General features: G+C 35.3%; 13 protein-coding genes, 1 tRNA gene and 2 pseudogenes. 8 read left to right on the top strand and 8 right to left on the bottom strand.

All coding sequences use genetic code 11. The features are described from left to right. Positions 1 to 4: 4 nt before the first annotated feature. The 4 genes from clpX to ABWU23_RS01245 all read right to left on the bottom strand — a co-directional run bounded on the left by clpX (position 5) and on the right by ABWU23_RS01245 (position 3,494). Positions 5 to 1,282, bottom strand: coding sequence for an ATP-dependent Clp protease ATP-binding subunit ClpX (gene clpX / locus ABWU23_RS01260; RefSeq protein ID WP_353270665.1), 1,278 nt, complete (start codon positions 1,280 to 1,282; stop codon positions 5 to 7). Then, entirely contained in the window at positions 1,282 to 1,908 is a 627-nt protein-coding gene (gene clpP / locus ABWU23_RS01255; protein ID WP_253309482.1) for an ATP-dependent Clp endopeptidase proteolytic subunit ClpP, read from the bottom strand. The genes clpX and clpP overlap by 1 nt, the downstream gene beginning before the upstream one ends. Positions 1,909 to 1,919: 11 nt before the next feature. Then, a complete protein-coding gene (gene tig / locus ABWU23_RS01250; RefSeq protein ID WP_264688507.1) occupies positions 1,920 to 3,254 on the bottom strand; it encodes a trigger factor in 1,335 nt (444 codons plus the stop codon). Between the two features lie 158 nt (positions 3,255 to 3,412). After that, positions 3,413 to 3,494: transfer RNA gene (locus tag ABWU23_RS01245), tRNA-Leu, on the bottom strand. 140 nt (positions 3,495 to 3,634) lie between these two features. Between ABWU23_RS01245 and ABWU23_RS01240 the strand changes: the two genes are divergently transcribed. From ABWU23_RS01240 to ABWU23_RS01230, 3 genes and pseudogenes are all read left to right on the top strand, one after another. After that, entirely contained in the window at positions 3,635 to 4,231 is a 597-nt protein-coding gene (locus ABWU23_RS01240) for a BON domain-containing protein (RefSeq protein ID WP_064124795.1), read from the top strand. A 60-nt stretch (positions 4,232 to 4,291) separates the two neighbouring features. Continuing rightward, positions 4,292 to 5,221 carry a glutathione synthase gene (gshB, locus tag ABWU23_RS01235; RefSeq protein ID WP_353270664.1) on the top strand — a complete coding sequence of 310 codons (930 nt, stop codon included), beginning with the start codon at positions 4,292 to 4,294 and terminating at the stop codon, positions 5,219 to 5,221. 104 nt (positions 5,222 to 5,325) lie between these two features. Next, positions 5,326 to 6,028, top strand: a pseudogene (locus ABWU23_RS01230) (transposase); the annotation flags it as partial. Between the two features lie 227 nt (positions 6,029 to 6,255). Here ABWU23_RS01230 and ABWU23_RS01225 read toward each other — a convergent pair. The 4 genes and pseudogenes from ABWU23_RS01225 to secB form a co-directional block, all read right to left on the bottom strand. Beyond that, a pseudogene (locus tag ABWU23_RS01225) lies at positions 6,256 to 7,271 on the bottom strand (IS110 family transposase). Between the two features lie 603 nt (positions 7,272 to 7,874). Beyond that, a complete protein-coding gene (gene putA, locus ABWU23_RS01220) occupies positions 7,875 to 11,015 on the bottom strand; it encodes a bifunctional proline dehydrogenase/L-glutamate gamma-semialdehyde dehydrogenase PutA (protein WP_353270663.1) in 3,141 nt (1,046 codons plus the stop codon). A gap of 118 nt (positions 11,016 to 11,133) precedes the next feature. Continuing rightward, a complete protein-coding gene (gene acnA, locus ABWU23_RS01215) occupies positions 11,134 to 13,719 on the bottom strand; it encodes an aconitate hydratase AcnA (RefSeq protein WP_264688329.1) in 2,586 nt (861 codons plus the stop codon). A gap of 14 nt (positions 13,720 to 13,733) precedes the next feature. Beyond that, the gene (gene secB, locus ABWU23_RS01210) at positions 13,734 to 14,237 is read right to left on the bottom strand and encodes a protein-export chaperone SecB (RefSeq protein WP_353270662.1); all 504 of its coding nucleotides are present in this window, start codon (positions 14,235 to 14,237) and stop codon (positions 13,734 to 13,736) included. Positions 14,238 to 14,401: 164 nt separating this feature from the next. On the opposite strand from secB, the gene ABWU23_RS01205 reads away from it, so the two are divergent. The 5 genes from ABWU23_RS01205 to gyrB all read left to right on the top strand — a co-directional run bounded on the left by ABWU23_RS01205 (position 14,402) and on the right by gyrB (position 19,278). Then, positions 14,402 to 15,052, top strand: coding sequence for a Tim44/TimA family putative adaptor protein (locus tag ABWU23_RS01205; RefSeq protein WP_264688327.1), 651 nt, complete (start codon positions 14,402 to 14,404; stop codon positions 15,050 to 15,052). Between the two features lie 24 nt (positions 15,053 to 15,076). Then, positions 15,077 to 15,772, top strand: coding sequence for a DNA polymerase III subunit epsilon (gene dnaQ / locus ABWU23_RS01200; RefSeq protein WP_253309507.1), 696 nt, complete (start codon positions 15,077 to 15,079; stop codon positions 15,770 to 15,772). 44 nt (positions 15,773 to 15,816) lie between these two features. Further along, positions 15,817 to 16,425 (top strand): SCO family protein, encoded by a 609-nt coding sequence (locus ABWU23_RS01195; protein ID WP_253309508.1) that lies wholly within the window; start codon positions 15,817 to 15,819, stop codon positions 16,423 to 16,425. Positions 16,426 to 16,494: 69 nt separating this feature from the next. Next, positions 16,495 to 16,725, top strand: coding sequence for a hypothetical protein (locus tag ABWU23_RS01190; RefSeq protein WP_264688326.1), 231 nt, complete (start codon positions 16,495 to 16,497; stop codon positions 16,723 to 16,725). A 165-nt stretch (positions 16,726 to 16,890) separates the two neighbouring features. Next, positions 16,891 to 19,278, top strand: coding sequence for a DNA topoisomerase (ATP-hydrolyzing) subunit B (gene gyrB / locus ABWU23_RS01185; protein WP_253309509.1), 2,388 nt, complete (start codon positions 16,891 to 16,893; stop codon positions 19,276 to 19,278). Positions 19,279 to 19,423: the final 145 nt, after the last annotated feature.

Genomic DNA, 19,423 nt, shown 5'->3' with positions numbered 1-19,423 from the left:
CAAATTAATCATTAACCGTTATAACATTGCCATTATTATTATGATTAACCGTTGCTTTTCCTAATTCTACCATTTTCTTAGTGATTACTATAGTGCTACCTTCAAAATCTCCGTTTCCAGCTGTATACATAATGTCAAGCAAAAGTGACTCCAAGATAGCACGTAACATTCTTGCACCTGTTTTATAGCTTATAGCCTTTTTAGCAATAGCTGATATTGCTTCATCTGAAAACTCAAGGTTTACTTTGCTAAACGCAAGCAATGCTTTGTACTGTTTTATTAGTGCATTCCTTGGCTCTGTCAACACATGTATTAAATCTTCATGATCCAACTCATCTAAAACAGCAGTTATTGGAACCCGCCCTACAAATTCGGGTATTAAACCGAATTTGATTAAATCTTCAGGTTGAACATCATGTAAAGCATTCTTTTTCTTTTGCTCTTTAGACTGACTTATATCTGCTCCAAAGCCAACTGACGTTCCCTTTTTTCTCGCTTCAATAATCTTATCGAGGCCTTCAAAAGCTCCTCCACAAATAAATAGTATGTTACTAGTATCCACTTGTATAAACTCTTGTTGTGGGTGTTTTCGCCCTCCTTGTGGCGGAACATAAGCAACTGTACCCTCCATAATCTTAAGCAGAGCTTGCTGGACCCCTTCACCTGAAACGTCACGGGTTATTGAAGTGCTTTCAGATTTTCTTGTAATCTTGTCTATTTCATCTATAAACACTATACCACGCTGTGCTTTTGCAACGTCATAATTTGCAGCTTGTAATAAACGCGACAACACGCTTTCTACATCATCACCCACATAACCTGCCTCAGTTAAAGTTGTCGCATCAGCCATGGCAAATGGCACATCTGAAACTTTAGCAAGTGTTTTGGCTAGCAAAGTCTTACCAGAACCAGTGGGACCAATAAGCATTATATTTGACTTCTCGATTTCAATATCACTTATAGCATGAAATTGTACCATGGATTGACAATGGTTATACATAGCTACAGATAAAACGTGTTGCGCGTGTTCTTGACCTACAACATGCTTGCTGAGAAAATTTTTTATATCCTCAGGTTTCTTTAGTAATAGCTTCATATCAGATATACGATCTGAATTAAAAGATCTATCTTTCTTTTGACTTATTGCTTTATGGGATAATTCTATGCACTCATTACAAATAAACACCTTTAAACCATCCGAGGAGTTAGTAATCAATTTATCTACTTCATCTTGCGCCTTGTTGCAAAAAGAACAGTAGTGTAAATCATTATTGTTATCCATTAACCCACCTTTTGTTTAACTTTAATATTTTCAATTTCAATATCTGTACGCTCAGCTATCACCCTGTCAATTAAGCCAATTTTCCTTGCTTCTTCAGGATCCATGAATTTATCTCTTTCCATCATTCCTTCAATTTTCTTCAGTGAATTTCCAGTATGTTTTTCATAAATTTGATTTAGTTTTTTCTTAACTCGCAAAATTTCATTAGCATGTATTTCTATATCAGTTGCTTGACCATGATAACCACCAGATGGCTGATGTATCATAATTCTTGAATGAGGTAGAGAGTAGCGCTTACCTTTTGTACCAGATGCAAGCAATAAGGAACCCATAGACGCAGCTTGACCTATACATAAAGTTGAAACGTCTGGGTTTATATACTGCATTGTATCGTAGATCGACAAACCAGCAGTTACAATACCACCTGGTGAGTTGATGTACATACAAATGTCTTTATCGGGATTTTCCGATTCTAAAAATAAAAGCTGTGCTACTATTACACTGGCCATGTTGTCCTCAATAGGACCTGTTACGAAAATTATTCTTTCTTTCACTAGTCTTGAATATATGTCATAAGCGCGCTCACCGCGACTAGTTTGTTCAACTACAATTGGTATAAGAGTCATACCTTTTCCTATTAAATATTACCAAACAATTCCTTTAATTCTTTCACAGAAATAATCTGCTCTTCTTTACTAACTTTTTCTATTATATAATCTGTCACTTTATACTCAAGCGCTTGCCCTCTAACTAATTCTTGAAATTGTTTATTTGATTCAAAATGCTTAAGTACTCTGTCAAACGGTACATCCTTACTGACATATTGATTTACAATAACATTCAAAACATCATTTTGAGTTAATGATATTTTATTTTCTGCACTAAATTTCATAAATAACATAGCAAGCTTTACACGTTTTTCAGCTTCTTTACAAGAATCATTTTGAGCACCCAGTTCTCCTTCCATTCTTTGTTGCTCCTGTTTTACTATGTCTGTGGGTAAATCAAAACTATAATTAGCATCCAAATAATCAAATAGCTCCTTTTTAATTAAGAGATTTCTCATTTCGGTGCACTGATCACCAATCATTTTTTTTGCATGACTTATTAGCAAAGAATAATCTTTAAAACCAATACTCCTAGCTATTTCATCATCATTTTCAAAATCTTTGGCAATTTGAATCTCATTAACTCGCACAGAAAAATCAGCTTCCTGTCCTGCAAGTGAAATGGCTTGGTAATTTTCAGGAAATTGCAACTTAAAGTCCTTTGTTTCTCCCTTTTTCATACCAGTTAATTGATCTTCAAAACCATTAATAAATGTGCCAGACCCTAAATTAACGGCAAAATTTTTGCTACTTCCACCCTGAAAGAGCTTATTCCTAATCCGCCCTTCAAAATCAATTATCAATTTATCCCCATCTTTCGCTTGATAAGAAGCATCATCAACAGAGGCGAAATTGGGGAACTTTGTTTTAATAGAATCAATAAATTCTTTTATATCTTCCTCTTCAATCTTTGCTTCAATTTTCTTTAAGTTTATTTTGTCAAGATCTATCATCGGTACTTCAGGCATCGACTCAAAAGATAGCTTGTATACAAAATTGCCCTCCTCATTTTCTTTGCCCAGATCTGGTAATGATATAACATCAACCTTAGGATAAATGTGAGACTTGACTTCAATTTTTTTCATCAAATCACTTGAGCAATAATCAATTGTATTATTTATCACATATTCCAAAGCTTCGTTTTTATAATTTGCAACAACAAGGTCATAGGGCATCTTTCCAGCCCTAAACCCAGGTGATTTTGCATTTTCTGCTATCTCTTGCAACCTGGAATTTACCTTTTGTTTTATATAATCACTACCAACTGTGATTTCATACTCATACTTTAGTTTATCTATACTAAGCTCTTTGTAGGTATATACGCTACTTACTTCGACTGTATTTTGAGGTATATTATTAGACATCATAATTCATTTATTAACATTTTAATTCATATCTTAATAGAGTCATTTTACCAGAATTTAAGTTAAACACAATCCTTAAGAACAGGTTTTTATACAAACAAAAGTGTATTCAGTGATTATAAATTTTCCCTTAAAACCTAAGTTACATGACTTTAAAGTGCGGATAGAGGGACTTGAACCCCCACGAGCAAGCTCACCAGGACCTAAACCTGGCACGTCTACCAATTCCGCCATATCCGCAAGAAATTTTCAGTACCCTATTATAGGTATTCCATTAAAAATATTCAAGGTTTAAAGTCTTACTTAATTTATAGTATTTACACAATCAAAAAAGCTTATTAACATTTCTTAATGAAAGCTCTAAATCCTGAAAATCAATAATGAGATTAATAACAAGCTTCTTACTTGCAATTTTTTTGATTACACAAAGTGGTTGCACAACCCTTATAATAGGTGGTGTGGTGGCTACAGCGACAGCAACAGCAATAACAATGCAGGACAAATCCTTGGGAAATATCATTGATGATACGACTATGGTCATCAGAATTAATAAGGGGCTCTTAAAACATGGGCTATTTTCATCCATAAAAGTTAAAGTAAGTGAAGGAAGAGTATTGCTCATTGGAAGTGTTGACACTCCTGAAAAACAACTTACAGCAGAAAAAATAGCTTGGCAGCAAAAAGAAATTAAAGAAGTGATAAATGAAATAAGAGTAATACCAATTCAAATGGCTTCCATGCTAGACACTACTGTAGATGGCATGATAACAGCGGAAATAAGAACAAGACTTCTGGGGAAAAGAAATATTAAATCAATTAATTATAGCGTTAATACGGTTGATAGAGTTGTTTATTTGATGGGTATAGCCCAAAATAAAGCGGAATTAAAAGCTGTAATATCAATTGCAAGAAAAGTAAAGGGAGTAAAACAAGTTGTAAGTTATGTACGATATAAGTACAGTAAATTACGCCATTAGGCAAAAATCGCCTTCAAATTATAACATTTGTACAGTTGTGACAATAGGTAGAGAACATAAATGAAAGTTGCCTTTCAGATGGATGAAAATATAAATTTTGAAACTGACACTACATTCGTGCTAATAAAGGAAGCACAAAGGAGGAAGCACGAAGTTTTTGTCTATGCTCCTAACAATTTAGCACTAAAGCTAAACCATCCAATTGCTCTTGCTCAGAAAGTCAGCGTTGATGATTTTAGTTTTATCTCTAAAGAGGATGTAGCAATCAACTTGAATGAAATGGACATCATATTTATCAGACAGGATCCACCCTTTGATATGCGCTACATTACAACAACCTATATCTTAGAAAAAACCAGCGCATTGGTAATTAACAATCCAACAGAAATAAGAAATTGTCCTGAAAAATTGATAACTTCATTATTTCCAGAGCTAATTCCGCCGACTTTGATCACTGAAAATATATCGATGATTAGAGATTTCTACCACAACTATCAAGATATTATTCTGAAGCCGTTGTATAGTTATGGAGGAAACGATGTAATAAGAATACGAGATGAAAACAGCATTCAAGTGGTAGTGGATCTCATGATAGCAAAATATGAATGTCCTGTAATTGCGCAATCATTTTGTAAAAACATAGATAAAGATAAAAGAATATTGCTACTTTATGGTCAACCAATTGGAGTAATGAAACGAGTTCCAAAAATCAGTGGAGAGATCAGAACAAACATGCGACTTGGAGCAAGTTTTGAGCTCGCTCAAATGAACGATAGAGACAATGAAATATGTAACAAAATTGGTCCTGAATTAAAGAAAAGGGGGCTAATATTTGTTGGTATTGATATTATAGATGACTTCCTGCTCGAAATTAACACAACTTCACCCACGGGAGTGGTTTATATCAATAAATTATATAATATATCGCTAGAAAAAGACCTTTGGGATGTGTTTGAAGAAAAAGCAAGCAGCCATCAACTAAACCTGTGAACAATTACCTTAACAAACTCAGTAGTCCCATTGGGAGTGTTAAATAAACTGTGTCAAACCGAAAAAAAAGTAATAAATTGATATAAAAAAATGGAGGTTTGACAATGAGTCAGAAAGTAGTAAACAGAACTACCGGTTTGGTAGATTATAAAGAATTAGAAACAAATATCCTGTCGTCTATACGAGAAGGAAGACCGTTGACAGGAAGAGATGGAGCATTAACACCGTTTATAAAAAAGTTGCTGGAGGTAAGCCTGGAAGGTGAAATAGAAAACCACTTGTCGGCTGAAAGCGAAGAGAATAATCGAAGAAATGGGAGGAATGCAAAGACTTTACGTACAAGCGCAGGGTCATTTGAGCTTTTGACGCCAAGAGATAGGGAAGGAAGTTTCGAACCACAAATAGTCAAAAAAAGGCAAACAAACTTACATCCAGAGCTTGAAACGAAGATTTTGAGCACATTTGCCAGTGGTATGGGCTATAGAGATATAGTGTCACATGTTGAGGAAATTTATGATCACAAAATATCGGTGGCAGAGATATCAAGTATTACTGACAAATTGCTACCAGTAATCAACGAATGGCGTAGTCGCCCGCTGCAGTCTGTATATCCGATAGTTTTCATGGTTTTTTAAAGTCAAAGAGGACGGGCATTGCGTAAGTAAATGCATGTATAACATATTAGGCATAGATCAAAATGGCAAAAAAGAAGTATTAGGTTTTTATTTGGCTGAAAGTGAAGGAGCTAACTTCTGGTTGGGAGTGCTAAATGACCTCAAAGAAAGAGGAGATACCGTCTTGTTAGTCAACAAAAAAATTATAAAATTTCCCAAGTTGCATCATAAAATCAAAAAATACTTCCAATTGTGTAACAGTACACAGATTATAGTTAGTGGATATGTTGATAAGTAAATTAGTTTTATACGCACAAAACAGATGAAATTTACTTATCAACATATCCACTAACCAACAACATTCAATAAATTTGTGTAAGATACCACTTTACATAAGATAGATAGGAAGCATTTTTGATTTTAAAGTACTAAACCTTCAGTCAACCTCCTAGCCCTGTAGTTTTTGATATGGTTAGGATCAAAAGCACTTTTGGATGTCAGAATACCGAAAATGATATGGAGTAGCTTACGCATTGCAGCACCAACGATGGCCATATTATGCTTACCCTTTTCCTTTAATCTTTGGCAAAAGCTCATAATGATAGGATTGTGATTCTTAGCTACTATGGCAGGAAAGAAAAGTGCCTTACGTAATGTTTGTGAACCGGATTTACTTAATCTGGGTTTGGCATATACAGAGGAACCTGACGTCATATTTCGTGGTATAACTCCTGTATATGCTGCCAATTGCCTGGCATCTCTAAAAACCTCTATATCAGAAACTTCAGCTAAAATAGCTATTGCTGATTCTTCTCCTATGCCTGGAATAGTCAATAGAAGTTGAAAATTTTCCAACAATTCTTTGTGTTGATTTAATAGTTCACGTACGGAGTTTTTTATTGTTTCTATTTTTTGAGCTATATTCATTGCAAGGTCTTCCCAAGCATTTGCAACTTCTTTAGGCAGTCTCTCTTTTTTTTCTAAGTGGTTATTTACTAATGTTAACTCATCTTTTAACGCAACTGAGCAACGATAAAGATGTTTTAATTTTTTCATTTCAGGAGAAGGTGGTGTCCAACTAGAAGGTTCCTGTCTTTGGCAATAATCAGCAATAACTTCTGCATCGGTCTGATCATTCTTTTGTCGTATCAGCTTACTCCTTGCATAAGATTTTATGCAATAAGGATTTACAACACTTACAAAATGTCCAGCATTGTGTAGAAATTCAGCCAGTGCTTCGCTATAACAACCAGTAGATTCCATGCAGGTTTTTACTTTTTCTACATTATGTTTGTGTAGAAAATTCAGTAGACTTTGAAACCATCGTTCTTAAAGCTTCTTTTTCTAGTTTCACGCTTTCCTTTTTTGCTTATAAATGAGAGAAAAACATCAAAGCGATCTTTTGATATATCTATGCCCAAAAAGTTGTTGATCATATATAACCCCATACGTTACCATTAAAAATGAAAAGTAAGGCTAGTCTTGTGAATACAGAATTAGAACCATTCAGGTCTTTCTACGATACCGTCCAGCCTATACTTTTGAGAAGGGAATTCTTATCTCCTCTACAGATTTTATATCTAAGAAGAAGCACAGAGTTCCTCCCTTCTCCACCTAATGCTTAAGCTTAAAACATTAGATGCTTTTGACAAGATACAAGTAGAAGGCTACTTTCATGACATTATCATAAAGTAAAATGAGATCCCAGTGTCTGGGCACTGGGATGACAAGAGGGGGGTATTGGGATGACAAAAAAAGGAGGCTACTGGGATGACGAGAAAGGAGCACTGGAATGACATCATAGGGGCTACTTTCATGACATCATTCTTTTTCCTGGATCCAAGTAGTCAGGGCACTGGGATGACATCATAGAGGCACTGAGATGAAACCGAAGGGGCTACTCGGATGACACCTTTTTTCTGCTTAGTTTAGGTTATGCAAGAAGTCTAGTGCATGAACTGGTCCTTTTCTGATTTTAGCGCTGTCTGCACGAACGTCTAGTTTAGGGGTAAGATAGGAGAAAAATTAGGACCCGCAAATTAATCCAAACACATAAGTGTAGTGTTACCACCGAATGCTGTAGTGTTAACACTTACAACTTTTTCTGTAGAAAAACGCTGTAAATAATGAGGACCACCAGCTTTTGGCCCAGTGCCAGATAGTCCTCTACCACCAAATGGTTGTATCCCAACTGCTGCACCTATCTGGTTACGGTTGATGTAGACATTTCCAACTGATATTTTTTTGCTTATTAAATCGATCTGATTTTGTATACGGCTCTGCAAAGAAAATGTAAGCCCATATCCTGTATTGTTTATATCACTTATAACTTCATTTAATTGTGACTTGTTAAAACGTATGATATGCAAAATAGGACCAAATACTTCTTGCTTTAATTGCGAAATTTTTTGTATCTCATAAATATATGGAGGAAAGAAATAACCATTATGAGAATTTGTATCCATGGGTACTTTAAATAACAGATTTGAATCTTCGTCCTCTGACATTTTTTGCGTATGTTGAGTTAGTATATCGATAGATGCTTTGTCAATTATTGGACCAATATCAGTACTAAGTTGTATTGGGTCACCAATCTTGAGTTCTTGCGCTGCACCACATATCATTTTTATCTGCTTCTCTGCTATGTCCTCTTGAATAAACAGCACTCTAAGTGCAGAACAGCGTTGGCCGGCACTGCGAAACGCAGAAAGTACAACATCTGTAGTCACTTGCTCTAAGAGAGCGGAGCTATCAACAATCATAGCATTGAGCCCTCCTGTTTCAGCAATAAGCGGTACAATAGGACCATCCCTATCCGCAAGCATTTTATTAATTATTTGAGCAGTTTGTGTTGAGCCAGTAAAAGCTACTCCAGCAATTCTATTGTCTGGAACTAATATTTTGCCTAAATATCCACCATCCCCAGGAATGAGGTGTAACACATTTTTTGGTATCCCAGCTTCATGTAGTATCTTAACAGCTTCGTAGGCAATAATCGGCGTTTGCTCTGCCGGTTTTGCCAGCACCGCATTACCTGCTGCAAGTGCAGCTGAAACCTGCCCAATGAAGATAGCAAGTGGAAAATTCCATGGTGATATACACAGGAAAACTCCTCTGCCTTCAAAAAAGATGAAGTTATCTTCACCCGTTGGACCTGGCAATTTTTTCCAGTCGCTCAGTTCATTTTTTGCTATCGTTGCGTAGTAACGTAAGAAATCCACTGCCTCTCTTACTTCCGCTATTGCATCAGATAAAATTTTTCCTGCTTCTACGATCAGAATGTAAATCAACTCTTTCATCCTTTCTTCAAGCAAATCTGCAGCTTTTTCAAGGCATTTAGCGCGCTTTTCTGCTGAAACATTCTGCCATTCAGTAAAAGCATTATGTGCTATTTCAAGAGCGTTTAAAACTTGAGCACTTGTTGTATTTGACACTTCTCCAATTACATTTTCTAAATGTGCAGGATTCACCACTTCAGTAAATTTGGCATCATCAAAAAGTGACTGTCCGTCAATTATCGGCCCAACTTGCCATTTTTTTTCACTAAAGCTCTTTATATCATCTGCAAATTGTGAGACTATCACCGAGTCACTAATATCCATTCCCAAAGAATTTTTTCTTTCTGGTCCCAAAATATCTTGTGGTAACGGAATGCCTGGATGAGGTTCATAATTAAAATTTATAGCTTTTTCCAGTGGATCTGAAATTAACTCATCAATTTTAACGTTAGAATCATTTATTTGATTAACAAATGAACTATTAGCTCCATTTTCAAGAAGGCATCTTATAAGATAAGGCAACAAGTCACTATGTTCCCCAACGGGTGCGTAGACACGACAGCTAACATTTGTTGCAAGCTCTGACATTGCATAATCATATAAGTCTTTTGCCATTCCATGTAAGCGTTGAAATTCAAATCCAGGGTGGTTTTTATCAGCAAGTTCCATGATAGAAGCAAAAGTATAGGCGTTATGAGTTCCAAAGCATGGGTAAAAGCTGTTTGGTTTACTCAAAAGTTTCTGTGCGCACGCGAGGTAAGATACGTCAGTATAGCTTTTTCTTGTAAATACTGAGTAATCATTTAATCCCAATTCTTGCGTACGCTTGATTTCTGAATCCCAATATGCACCTTTTACAAGTCTGACCATAATTTTATGATTTGATCGAATAGCAACATCCTCTACAAAGTCAAGAACAGATAAAGCACGTTTTTGATATGCTTGTACAGCCAAGCCAAGCCCTTCCCACTCAGAAAGTGATTCATCAAGCCGTAATTGTTCAAACAAGATTAAGGACATTTCAAGCCTTTCTGTTTCTTCTGCATCTATGCATAATGAAATGTTGTATTTTTTTGCTTCATGACAAAGCTCTAGCAGTTTAGCTCTCAACTCTTCAGCTATATTATCGAATTGACCAAATTCATAACGTGGATGTAACGCAGACAATTTGATTGAAATTCCATGCGATTTAAAACAATCATTTATTTCAGTGGATTCACCTATAGCTTTTATTGAGTGCATGTATGAATTAAAATACTCTTCTGCATCTTCAGCTGTGTGAGCAGCTTCGCCAAGCATATTAAAAGAGTATAAAAACTTACTATTGTCATCTAGTTTTGCATACCTTAAAGCTTCTTCTGTGGTTTCTCCAACAACAAAATGATTACCAAGCATAGACATTGCTTGTTTTACTGCTTTGCGAATGATCGGTTCTCCTAAATTCTTAAGTAACTTAGAAATTGCGTAATAGAACTTCGAATCGCCTTCATTATCTCTCAATATACTGCTACCTATCATCAAGCTCCATGTGGAAGCATTGACAAACAACGAAGAAGAGTGCCCTAAATATTTATTCCATTCCTGATTGGCAATTTTATCTTTGATTATTTCGTCTATTGTATAATCATCTGGTATTCTAAGTAGCGATTCAGCAAGGCACATCAATGCTATTCCTTCATCATTGGAAAGCGAGTATTGCTGCATAAAGGAATCTACAATACTTAATTTATTGTGTTTGATTTTTTCAATAACTTGTTTTGCAATATTATAAATTCTACTTTTTGAATCAGCTGAAAGCTCTGTTTTTTCTATAAGGCGGCGTACATAACTTTTCTCATCAGCACGATAAAATCCTTGTAAACGTTTTCTCAATTCGTTAGGTTCTTGTATAGAGGTAATCATAATTATTTATAAAACACCTTTACTATATGTAAGGTAAAATTATATCATAACTTTGCACAGAGCAAATTGTTATTTATAAAGGGATCAGGGCTGGCTAAAAGAAGTCCATGCAATAACTTTAAAAGGATTGTGCAAGTATGTAGCTTAACACTCCGCCATGCATTAAGTATTTAATCTCAGTTGCGGTTTGTACACAGCATTTGAGTTGAATTGATTGCTTTGAATTATCCTTTCTTTTGATGATACATTCTAGATTTCCACCTGGCACTATTTCACCTTTTATGCTTATTACCTCACTACCATCAAATATCTTTCTGGTTATTCCATTTTGGAATATAAGTGGAAGAACACCCATGCCGACCAAGTTGGACCTATGTATACGCTCAAAGCTTTCTGCAATTACAACTTTAATCCCCAACAATAAAGTACCTTTTGCTGCCCAATCCCTACTTGAACCTGTGCCATACTCCTTTCCTGCCACAATGATGAGAGTTTCCTTGTAGCGCATTGCTGCATCAAAAATCGACATAGTTTCTTGAGAAGGAATATATTTTGTATAGCCGCCTTCGATGCTTACCATTTCATTTTTTATTCTAATGTTAGCAAAAGTCCCACGCATCATTACATTGTGGTTACCACGACGAGACCCATACGAATTAAAGTCCTGTGGCTCAATTCCAAGATTTTTTAAATATATACCTGCAGGACTACTTGAGGCAATATTTCCAGCAGGGGAAATGTGATCAGTGGTTACGCTATCGCCAAACATTGCCAATATTTGTGCACCTTTTATATCGATTGTTTTATCTTTATTATTTTTAGGTGATAAATTATCAAAATAGGGCGGATCTTGTATGTAAGTGCTGTTTGCATCCCAATTATAGATTTCACTTTTTTCACACTTTATCTTTCGCCAATGTTCATCACCAGAAAAAACATCCTTATACTTTTGTATAAACATCTCACGTGTTACCACATTTTTAACACAATCTTCGATTTCATTGTTTGTTGGCCATATATCTTTGAGATAGACATCATTTCCATTCTTATCTTTGCATATTGAATCTTTTGTCAAATCAGTTTGCACAGTACCAGCAAGTGCATATGCAACAACAAGTGGAGGAGATGCCAAGTAATTAGCTTTGACTAACGGATGAATTCTTCCTTCAAAGTTACGATTACCGGATAAAACTGCAGCAACAGTTAAATTTTTGTTTTTAATGCCATCTTCTATATCTTTATTAAGTGGACCAGAATTCCCAATGCAAGTTGTGCAACCATATCCAACTAGATTAAAACCCAAAGCATTTAGATCTACCTGCAATCCAGACTTTTCTAAATATTCTGTTACAACTTGTGACCCTGGAGCAAGAGAAGTTTTAACCCAAGGCTTTGATTTTAATCCAAGTTTAATTGCATTACGAGCTACAAGACCTGCAGCAATCATTACACTTGGATTTGAGGTGTTAGTGCAGCTTGTTATTGCTGCAATAACTACACTTCCATCTTGAAGCTTATCACTTTCCTTTAATTCGTTAACTGAAAATGATTTAGAAAAAGACTCTGCCACTTGTGAAAGAAAAACCTTATCTTGTGGTCTTTTGGGACCAGCCATTACTGGCTTCACGCTTGATAAATCAAGCTCTAGTATGTCAAAAAATGCTAACTCATTATTGCCACGCCACAATCCTTGCTCTTTCGCATAAGCCTCAACTAGCTTTTCTGGCCTTCCGGTTAAGCTTAAATAATCTAGCGTTTTCTGATCAATTGGAAAAAATCCACAAGTTGCGCCATACTCTGGGGCCATGTTTGCTATAGTTGCCCTATCTGCCAAAGATAAATAATCTAAACCATCACCATAAAATTCTACAAACGTACCAACAACACCCTTTGTTCTTAGGATATTGGTAACCGTCAGCACTAAATCAGTCGCAGTTACTCCTTCCGGCAGTCTGCCAATTAATTTAAATCCAACTACTTCTGGAATCACCATACTAATTGGTTGACCAAGCATCACAGACTCAGCTTCTATGCCTCCAACACCCCAACCAAGGACTGATAACCCGTTAACCATCGTAGTATGGCTATCCGTACCAACCAAAGTATCAGGATACAAAACCCCATCCTTATTACATACAACTTGCGCTAAATACTCAAGATTCACTTGGTGGCAAATTCCAGTACCTGGCGGTACTACTCTAAAATTTGTGAAGGATGATTCTCCCCACTTTAAGAATTGATATCTCTCCAAATTTCTTTTTACTTCTAGCTCAACATTCTTACTGAATGCGGAAACACTTCCATAACTATCTACTTGAACAGAATGGTCGATCACAAGATCAACGGGCACAGACGGATTTATGCTGCTTGGATCGCCTCCATTTTTCTTGACATAACTCCGCATAGAAGCTAAATCGACGACAGCAGGAACCCCTGTAAAATCTTGCATCAACACCCTTGCTGGCTTGTAGCTAATTTCATGATTAGCGTGTTTATTAACGCAACTTGCTAGTATTTTTATATCATCCAGCTTTACGTTTACTCCATCTTCATTGCGCAATAAATTTTCAAGCAGAACCTTAAGTGAGCAGGGCAATTTAGTTACATCTATTCCTAAAAATTCACTAGCACTATTTAGGCTAAAATAGTTGTATGACTTCCCGTCAATGTTTAAAGTCGTTTTTGCGTTTAAAGAATTATTCATCAGGTTACATCATATTAGTTAAAATTGGAATTACTACCGTTACTTCTTTGTTGTTGACTTTGCTGCTCGTACATAGTTTCAAAATCTATGGGATCTAGCATTAGTGGGGGAAATCCACCACTACTTGTAACTCTTGCAATTATTTCTCTTGCAAAAGGGAAAAGAAAAGTAGGTCCGCCAATAAACAAAGCTTGTCTTACCTCTTCCTCACTCAACTCTTTAAAATTTTCTATTGAAAAAATGCCACAATATTTTGTCTCACAAATGAAAGCTACGCCATCTTTTATATCTTCATCTTTTATCGTTGCTCTGACTTCTATATGTAAAGTAATTTCATGGAAAGATTTTTCTTCATTTACTCCTTCTTTGTTTTCCATTCCTTCTAATTTCGCTGAATTGATATTAACCATTACATTAATATCGGGAGCTTTATTTGAAGGAAGGAATGGCGAATTCGGATTCTCAAACGATAGATCTTTAACATATTGACCGTGAATTCTCATTTTTTGTTGTGGCATTTCTTACGTCTCCTTTAATTAAGTTGAGATATTTAATACTTTCTTATATAATATATTCATTTACAAACGAATAGCAAACCTGATTATAAGTTGATATGAAAAACATATTTTCATTAATAATTAATAATGTTCGGATACTTTATATGCCAAGGAGTTGAGTTACTATGATAGAGCTTGTAATATATACTTTATTAGCGGCGTTCATTTTTTCACGTTTGTATAATTCTTTAGGAAGGTCAGCCAATCTCAATCTAAAAAAGCTAACTAGTGTGTTGGATGTAAGCCGAAGTAAAGAAGATGTAGTAGAAAACATTGAGGGTTACATTGATAGCAACGATGAAAATTCAATAAAAGTTACTTATGAACAAATATTAAAAAAAAACAAAGATTTTTCTATTTCCCACTTTATAGAAGGTTCAAGCATAGCTTTTGAATTAATAATAAAGTATTTCAATCAAGGAAATTTGTCTCAGTTAAAACCACTTCTCGATAAAGACTTATATGATAATTTTGCAGAGAAGATTAAACATCGTAAAGAGGTGCACGAGTCTATAATTGTTTCTATCGTTTCACAAAAGATTTTAGAAATAAAGCTAGTAAAAAACACAGTGTTTATTGCAGTATATTTCCTTTCAGAGCAAATTAACTTTATTAAAGATAGCTCAGAAAATATAATATCAGGTAGCACATCCACCATTAATAAAGTTGAGGATGTATGGCAATTCAAAAAAAATGTTAATTCATCAGACCCAAGCTGGTTGCTTGTTTCTATTAACTATAAAAAGACAAATAACGATAAGACAAATGACAAGTAAGATTAGTTTTATTTAGAGTTAACCATGGAAAGCAAGCTGCGCGAAATAGTACTTGACACTGAAACGACAGGTCTTGACACTGGATCTGGTCATCGAATTATTGAAATAGGGTGTGTGGAATTAATTAATCGTATTCCAACAGGTAAAGTACTCCATCGGTACCTTAACCCAGAAAGAGATATACCTTATCACTCGTTTAAGATTCACGGTATTAGTGAAGAATTTTTAGAAGATAAACCATTATTCTCAGATGTTGCACTTGAATTTCTTGACTTTATATCTAATGATATTTTGGTAATTCACAACGCTGAATTCGATGTTAAGTTCCTTAACATGGAGTTAAGCAAGCTGAATGCTGGGTTAATTTCCTCAGATAGAGTGCTAGATACATTACCTCTTGCGAGGAAAAAATTCGTAGGATCACCTGCTTCTTTGAATGCATTATGTAAGCGTTTTGATATATCGCTAGAGAATAGAGAATTGCACGGAGCACTAGTTGATGCTCAATTGCTTGCAAAGGTATATGTTGAACTTACAGGAGGGTTACAAACCTTTCTGTTTGATAATGAATGCAATCAGGACAGTAACTCTACATTCGTTCAGCATAAAGTGCGTAATCTAACTCCCAGAGAACATTCACCAAATAGTGAAGAAATTGATGAACATAAGAAACTGTTAGACAAAATTAACAATACACTTTGGGATAAATATATTGAATAGGTTAACCAATAAAGATACAATTTGATTTTACTGAGAGCATTCTAATGGTAAGGTTTATAAGATTGTTATCTAATGTGCTAGCAGCATTAGCAGTTGTTTTTTTAGGTTATTGTTATTTCACTAAAAAAGGCATATTTGCCCCGGCAGCGATTCACAACGCGGAAGTTAAGATAGGCGGAGATTTTTCTTTAATTAATCAGGACGGACAGATTCTGCGCAGTAGTGATTTTAAAGATAAATACATGATGATTTTCTTTGGATTTTCCTCATGTAAAAGAATTTGTCCTATGAACCTTGGGATAATTTCAGAAACACTTGCAAAGTTAGATGAGAAAACTAACAACAAGCTACAAACATTCTTCATCACAGTTGATCCTGAGCGCGATAGCACGGAAAGACTTAAAGAATTTCAGCAGCAATTTGACCATAGAATACAAATGTTAACTGGTGAAAGAGAAAAAATAGACGAAGTAGTTGCGAAATATAAAGTATATGCAAGCAAAGTAGACGGAGAAGAAGAAATCAACCATTCTTCGATAATATATCTTATTGGCCCTGGAGGAAAATATGTTACACACTTTGCAGCTGATTTAAATTCAGACGAAAGTCAATCTGATAAGATTTTGGCTGAGATAAGAAAATACGTAAACTGAATTATAGATTTTTCTGTTAATTAGTCGAGCACGCAACTGCATGAGCATTATGATTTGAGAGCAATCTCCATGGGAAGACATACACAACTGTACGAACGTTGTAGTTTGGGAGCAATTCCCACCAGTGAGGTGTCATCCCAGTGCCCAGACACTGGGATCCAGCTTCTATGCAACTTAATTAAAAACGTTTGTTTTAGCGTAAGACAACTACCTTTAGCTCATCAGCTCAGTTATAAGCAAAATTTCTGGATTCCAGACAGGAATGACATCATCTGTTGTGCAATTTACCTTCAAAAATGAATGTTCGTACAGTTATGGAAGACGCATTGGAATGACACTATTTGCTGTCTTCAAAAATAAGCATTCGTAAAGTTGTGCTTTTAACATGGGTTATCAGTTTAAAAATGTTGCTAACTAGTATATCTGGATGTAATATTAATTAACATTCATAAACGAAGCAATCTAATGGAAAATAGTTATAATGCCGATGCAATAAAAATCTTAAGGGGTCTTGATGCTGTAAGGAAACGTCCAGGTATGTACATTGGTGACACTGACGATGGATCTGGCTTGCACCACATGGTATATGAGGTTGTTGACAACGCAATAGATGAATCTTTAGCTGGATATTGTGATAAAATTGAAGTTAGCATAAATAAAGATGGTTCAGTATCTGTAACTGATAATGGTCGTGGCATTCCAACTGACCTTCATGAAGAAGAAGGAATATCAGCAGCAGAGGTAATAATGACTCAACTCCATGCTGGTGGTAAATTTGACAGTAATACCTATAAAGTTTCTGGGGGATTACATGGTGTTGGAATCTCAGTTGTGAATGCATTATCAAGCTGGTTGGAATTAACTATTTGGCGCAATAAGAAAGAACACTTTATGCGCTTTGAAGATGGTGAGTCTATTGAACCTTTAAAGGTAGTCAACGAAAATACAAACAAAAGAGGAACTAAAGTCACGTTCATGCCATCAACAGAGACTTTTAATGGCATTAATTTCAGTTACTCAACGCTTGAAAGTCGTATAAGAGAATTAGCATTTTTAAATTCAAATATCGACATTACTTTACGTGATCTGCGCAATGAACCATATACAGAATCTCATTTCAATCAGAGCAATCAATCTAAAGACAATTTTGGTACAGCGAATTTTGTGCGGTACTTAGATAAGAATAAGACACATGTAACTAAAATTGCCAGTATGAAAGGAGATGCAGAAGATCTTGGCATCAGCTTGGAAATATCGATGGAATGGAATGATTCCTACTATGAACATATGTTATGCTTCACGAATAATATAAGGCAACGAGATGGTGGTACGCATTTGGCAGGATTTAGATCTGCACTAACTAGATGTATCAATAACTATGCAACTAATGAAGGGTTTTTAAAGAAAGCAAAAGTAAATTTAACTGGAGAGGACGTTAGAGAAGGTTTAACTTGTGTTTTATCTCTCAAGATGCCTGATCCTAAGTTTTCTTCACAAACAAAAGATAAACTAGTTAGTTCTGAAGCGCGTACAGTTGTGGAGAGCATAGTTTCTGATAAATTGAGCACAATCCTTGAAACTGATCCCAAATTGGCAGCAAGTATAGTAGAAAGAGCAATCAGATCAGCAAAAGGAAGAGAAGCCGCAAGAAAAGCACGAGAGTTAGTTAAAAGCAAAAACAATATTGATATTGCAACTCTGCCAGGAAAGCTTGCTGATTGCCAGGAAAAAGCCCCTGAGTTATCGGAATTATTTATAGTAGAGGGTAATTCAGCAGGTGGTACTGCAAAGCAGGGGCGTAATCGTAAAACACAAGCAGTGCTTGCCTTAAGAGGAAAAATTCTAAACGTAGAACGTGTAAGTTTAGATCGTATTTTTTCATCTGCAGAAATAGGCTCTTTAATTACTGCAATTGGTGCTGGAATAGGGAGTGAACACTTCAATATTGAAAAAGCTAGATATCATAAAATTATCATCATGACAGATGCAGATGTTGATGGTTCACATATAAGAACTTTGATTCTAACTTTCTTTTTTAGACATATGCGTGAAGTTATTGAAAAAGGCTACTTATACATAGCACAGCCACCCCTTTATAAAGTTACAAAGAATGCTAAAGACACTTATATTAAAGATGACGAAACTTTTGAAGAGTATATAATAAACTCAGCAGTTAAAAGATTAACACTAAGTGGTACAGCTACAGAATTTAACGACTTGCGCCTTATTTTGAATAAATGCGTTAGCATTTCTAATATTAGCAAAAATTATGATAGAGAAATACCACAAAATCTCTTAGAGTCATTGCTAATTTTAAGCAAAAAGAATGCTCTATCATCGGCTGATGAGATATTAAAGTATTTAAAATTAATGTACAGTGAATATACTTGGGAAGTAGAAATAAAGGATGAAGAAAAAGAAATTCACATCTCTAAATTATTTCAAGGATTGGCAGACAAATATATATTTGCACTTAGTATGCTTGAAGGCAAAGATATGCAAAACATATTAAGTTTGCTTGATGGTATAAGTAATTTATTTAATGGTGATTCATTTTTAAAGTCACAAGAAACTGAAATAAAAATCACTTCTCCAAGTACGCTTGCAAAAATAATAATGGACTATGGTAAAAAAGGTTTAACTCTGCAGAGATTTAAAGGTCTTGGTGAAATGAATGCTGATCAGCTATGGGATACTACGTTAAATCCTGAGGCTAGAACTTTATTGAAGGTTGAAATAAGAGATTGTGAAGAAGCTGATTCCATATTTTCAATATTAATGGGTGATATAGTTGAACCACGCCGTGATTTTATTAATAGTAATGCACTCAACGTGCATGATGTTGATATTTGAACTTTTAGCAAAATGTACGAACGTTACGGGTTTAAGCAAAAACTATGTCATTCAAGTAGCTGACACTTGGATCCAGATTGGATACTGAGTTGGTGAGTATAAAAGTATAGCTTCTACGTCATACCGCGATTCATTCGCGGTATCT

Source organism: Wolbachia endosymbiont (group A) of Hedychridium roseum (assembly GCF_964028325.1).
Lineage (GTDB): Bacteria > Pseudomonadota > Alphaproteobacteria > Rickettsiales > Anaplasmataceae > Wolbachia.
The sequence above is the reverse complement of the archived record's forward strand: the minus strand, read 5'-3'. Positions and strand labels throughout refer to the sequence as shown.

Coding starts and splice junctions, on each gene's coding strand:
- putA (WP_353270663.1), bottom strand. CDS start 11,015: ATGATTACCTCTATACAAGAACCTAACGAATTGAGAAAACGTTTACAA.
- secB (WP_353270662.1), bottom strand. CDS start 14,237: ATGCCACAACAAAAAATGAGAATTCACGGTCAATATGTTAAAGATCTA.
- tig (WP_264688507.1), bottom strand. CDS start 3,254: ATGTCTAATAATATACCTCAAAATACAGTCGAAGTAAGTAGCGTATAT.
- clpP (WP_253309482.1), bottom strand. CDS start 1,908: ATGACTCTTATACCAATTGTAGTTGAACAAACTAGTCGCGGTGAGCGC.
- dnaQ (WP_253309507.1), top strand. CDS start 15,077: ATGGAAAGCAAGCTGCGCGAAATAGTACTTGACACTGAAACGACAGGT.
- gyrB (WP_253309509.1), top strand. CDS start 16,891: ATGGAAAATAGTTATAATGCCGATGCAATAAAAATCTTAAGGGGTCTT.
- gshB (WP_353270664.1), top strand. CDS start 4,292: ATGAAAGTTGCCTTTCAGATGGATGAAAATATAAATTTTGAAACTGAC.
- ABWU23_RS01205 (WP_264688327.1), top strand. CDS start 14,402: ATGATAGAGCTTGTAATATATACTTTATTAGCGGCGTTCATTTTTTCA.
- ABWU23_RS01195 (WP_253309508.1), top strand. CDS start 15,817: ATGGTAAGGTTTATAAGATTGTTATCTAATGTGCTAGCAGCATTAGCA.
- ABWU23_RS01240 (WP_064124795.1), top strand. CDS start 3,635: ATGAGATTAATAACAAGCTTCTTACTTGCAATTTTTTTGATTACACAA.
- acnA (WP_264688329.1), bottom strand. CDS start 13,719: ATGAATAATTCTTTAAACGCAAAAACGACTTTAAACATTGACGGGAAG.
- ABWU23_RS01190 (WP_264688326.1), top strand. CDS start 16,495: ATGGGAAGACATACACAACTGTACGAACGTTGTAGTTTGGGAGCAATT.
- clpX (WP_353270665.1), bottom strand. CDS start 1,282: ATGGATAACAATAATGATTTACACTACTGTTCTTTTTGCAACAAGGCG.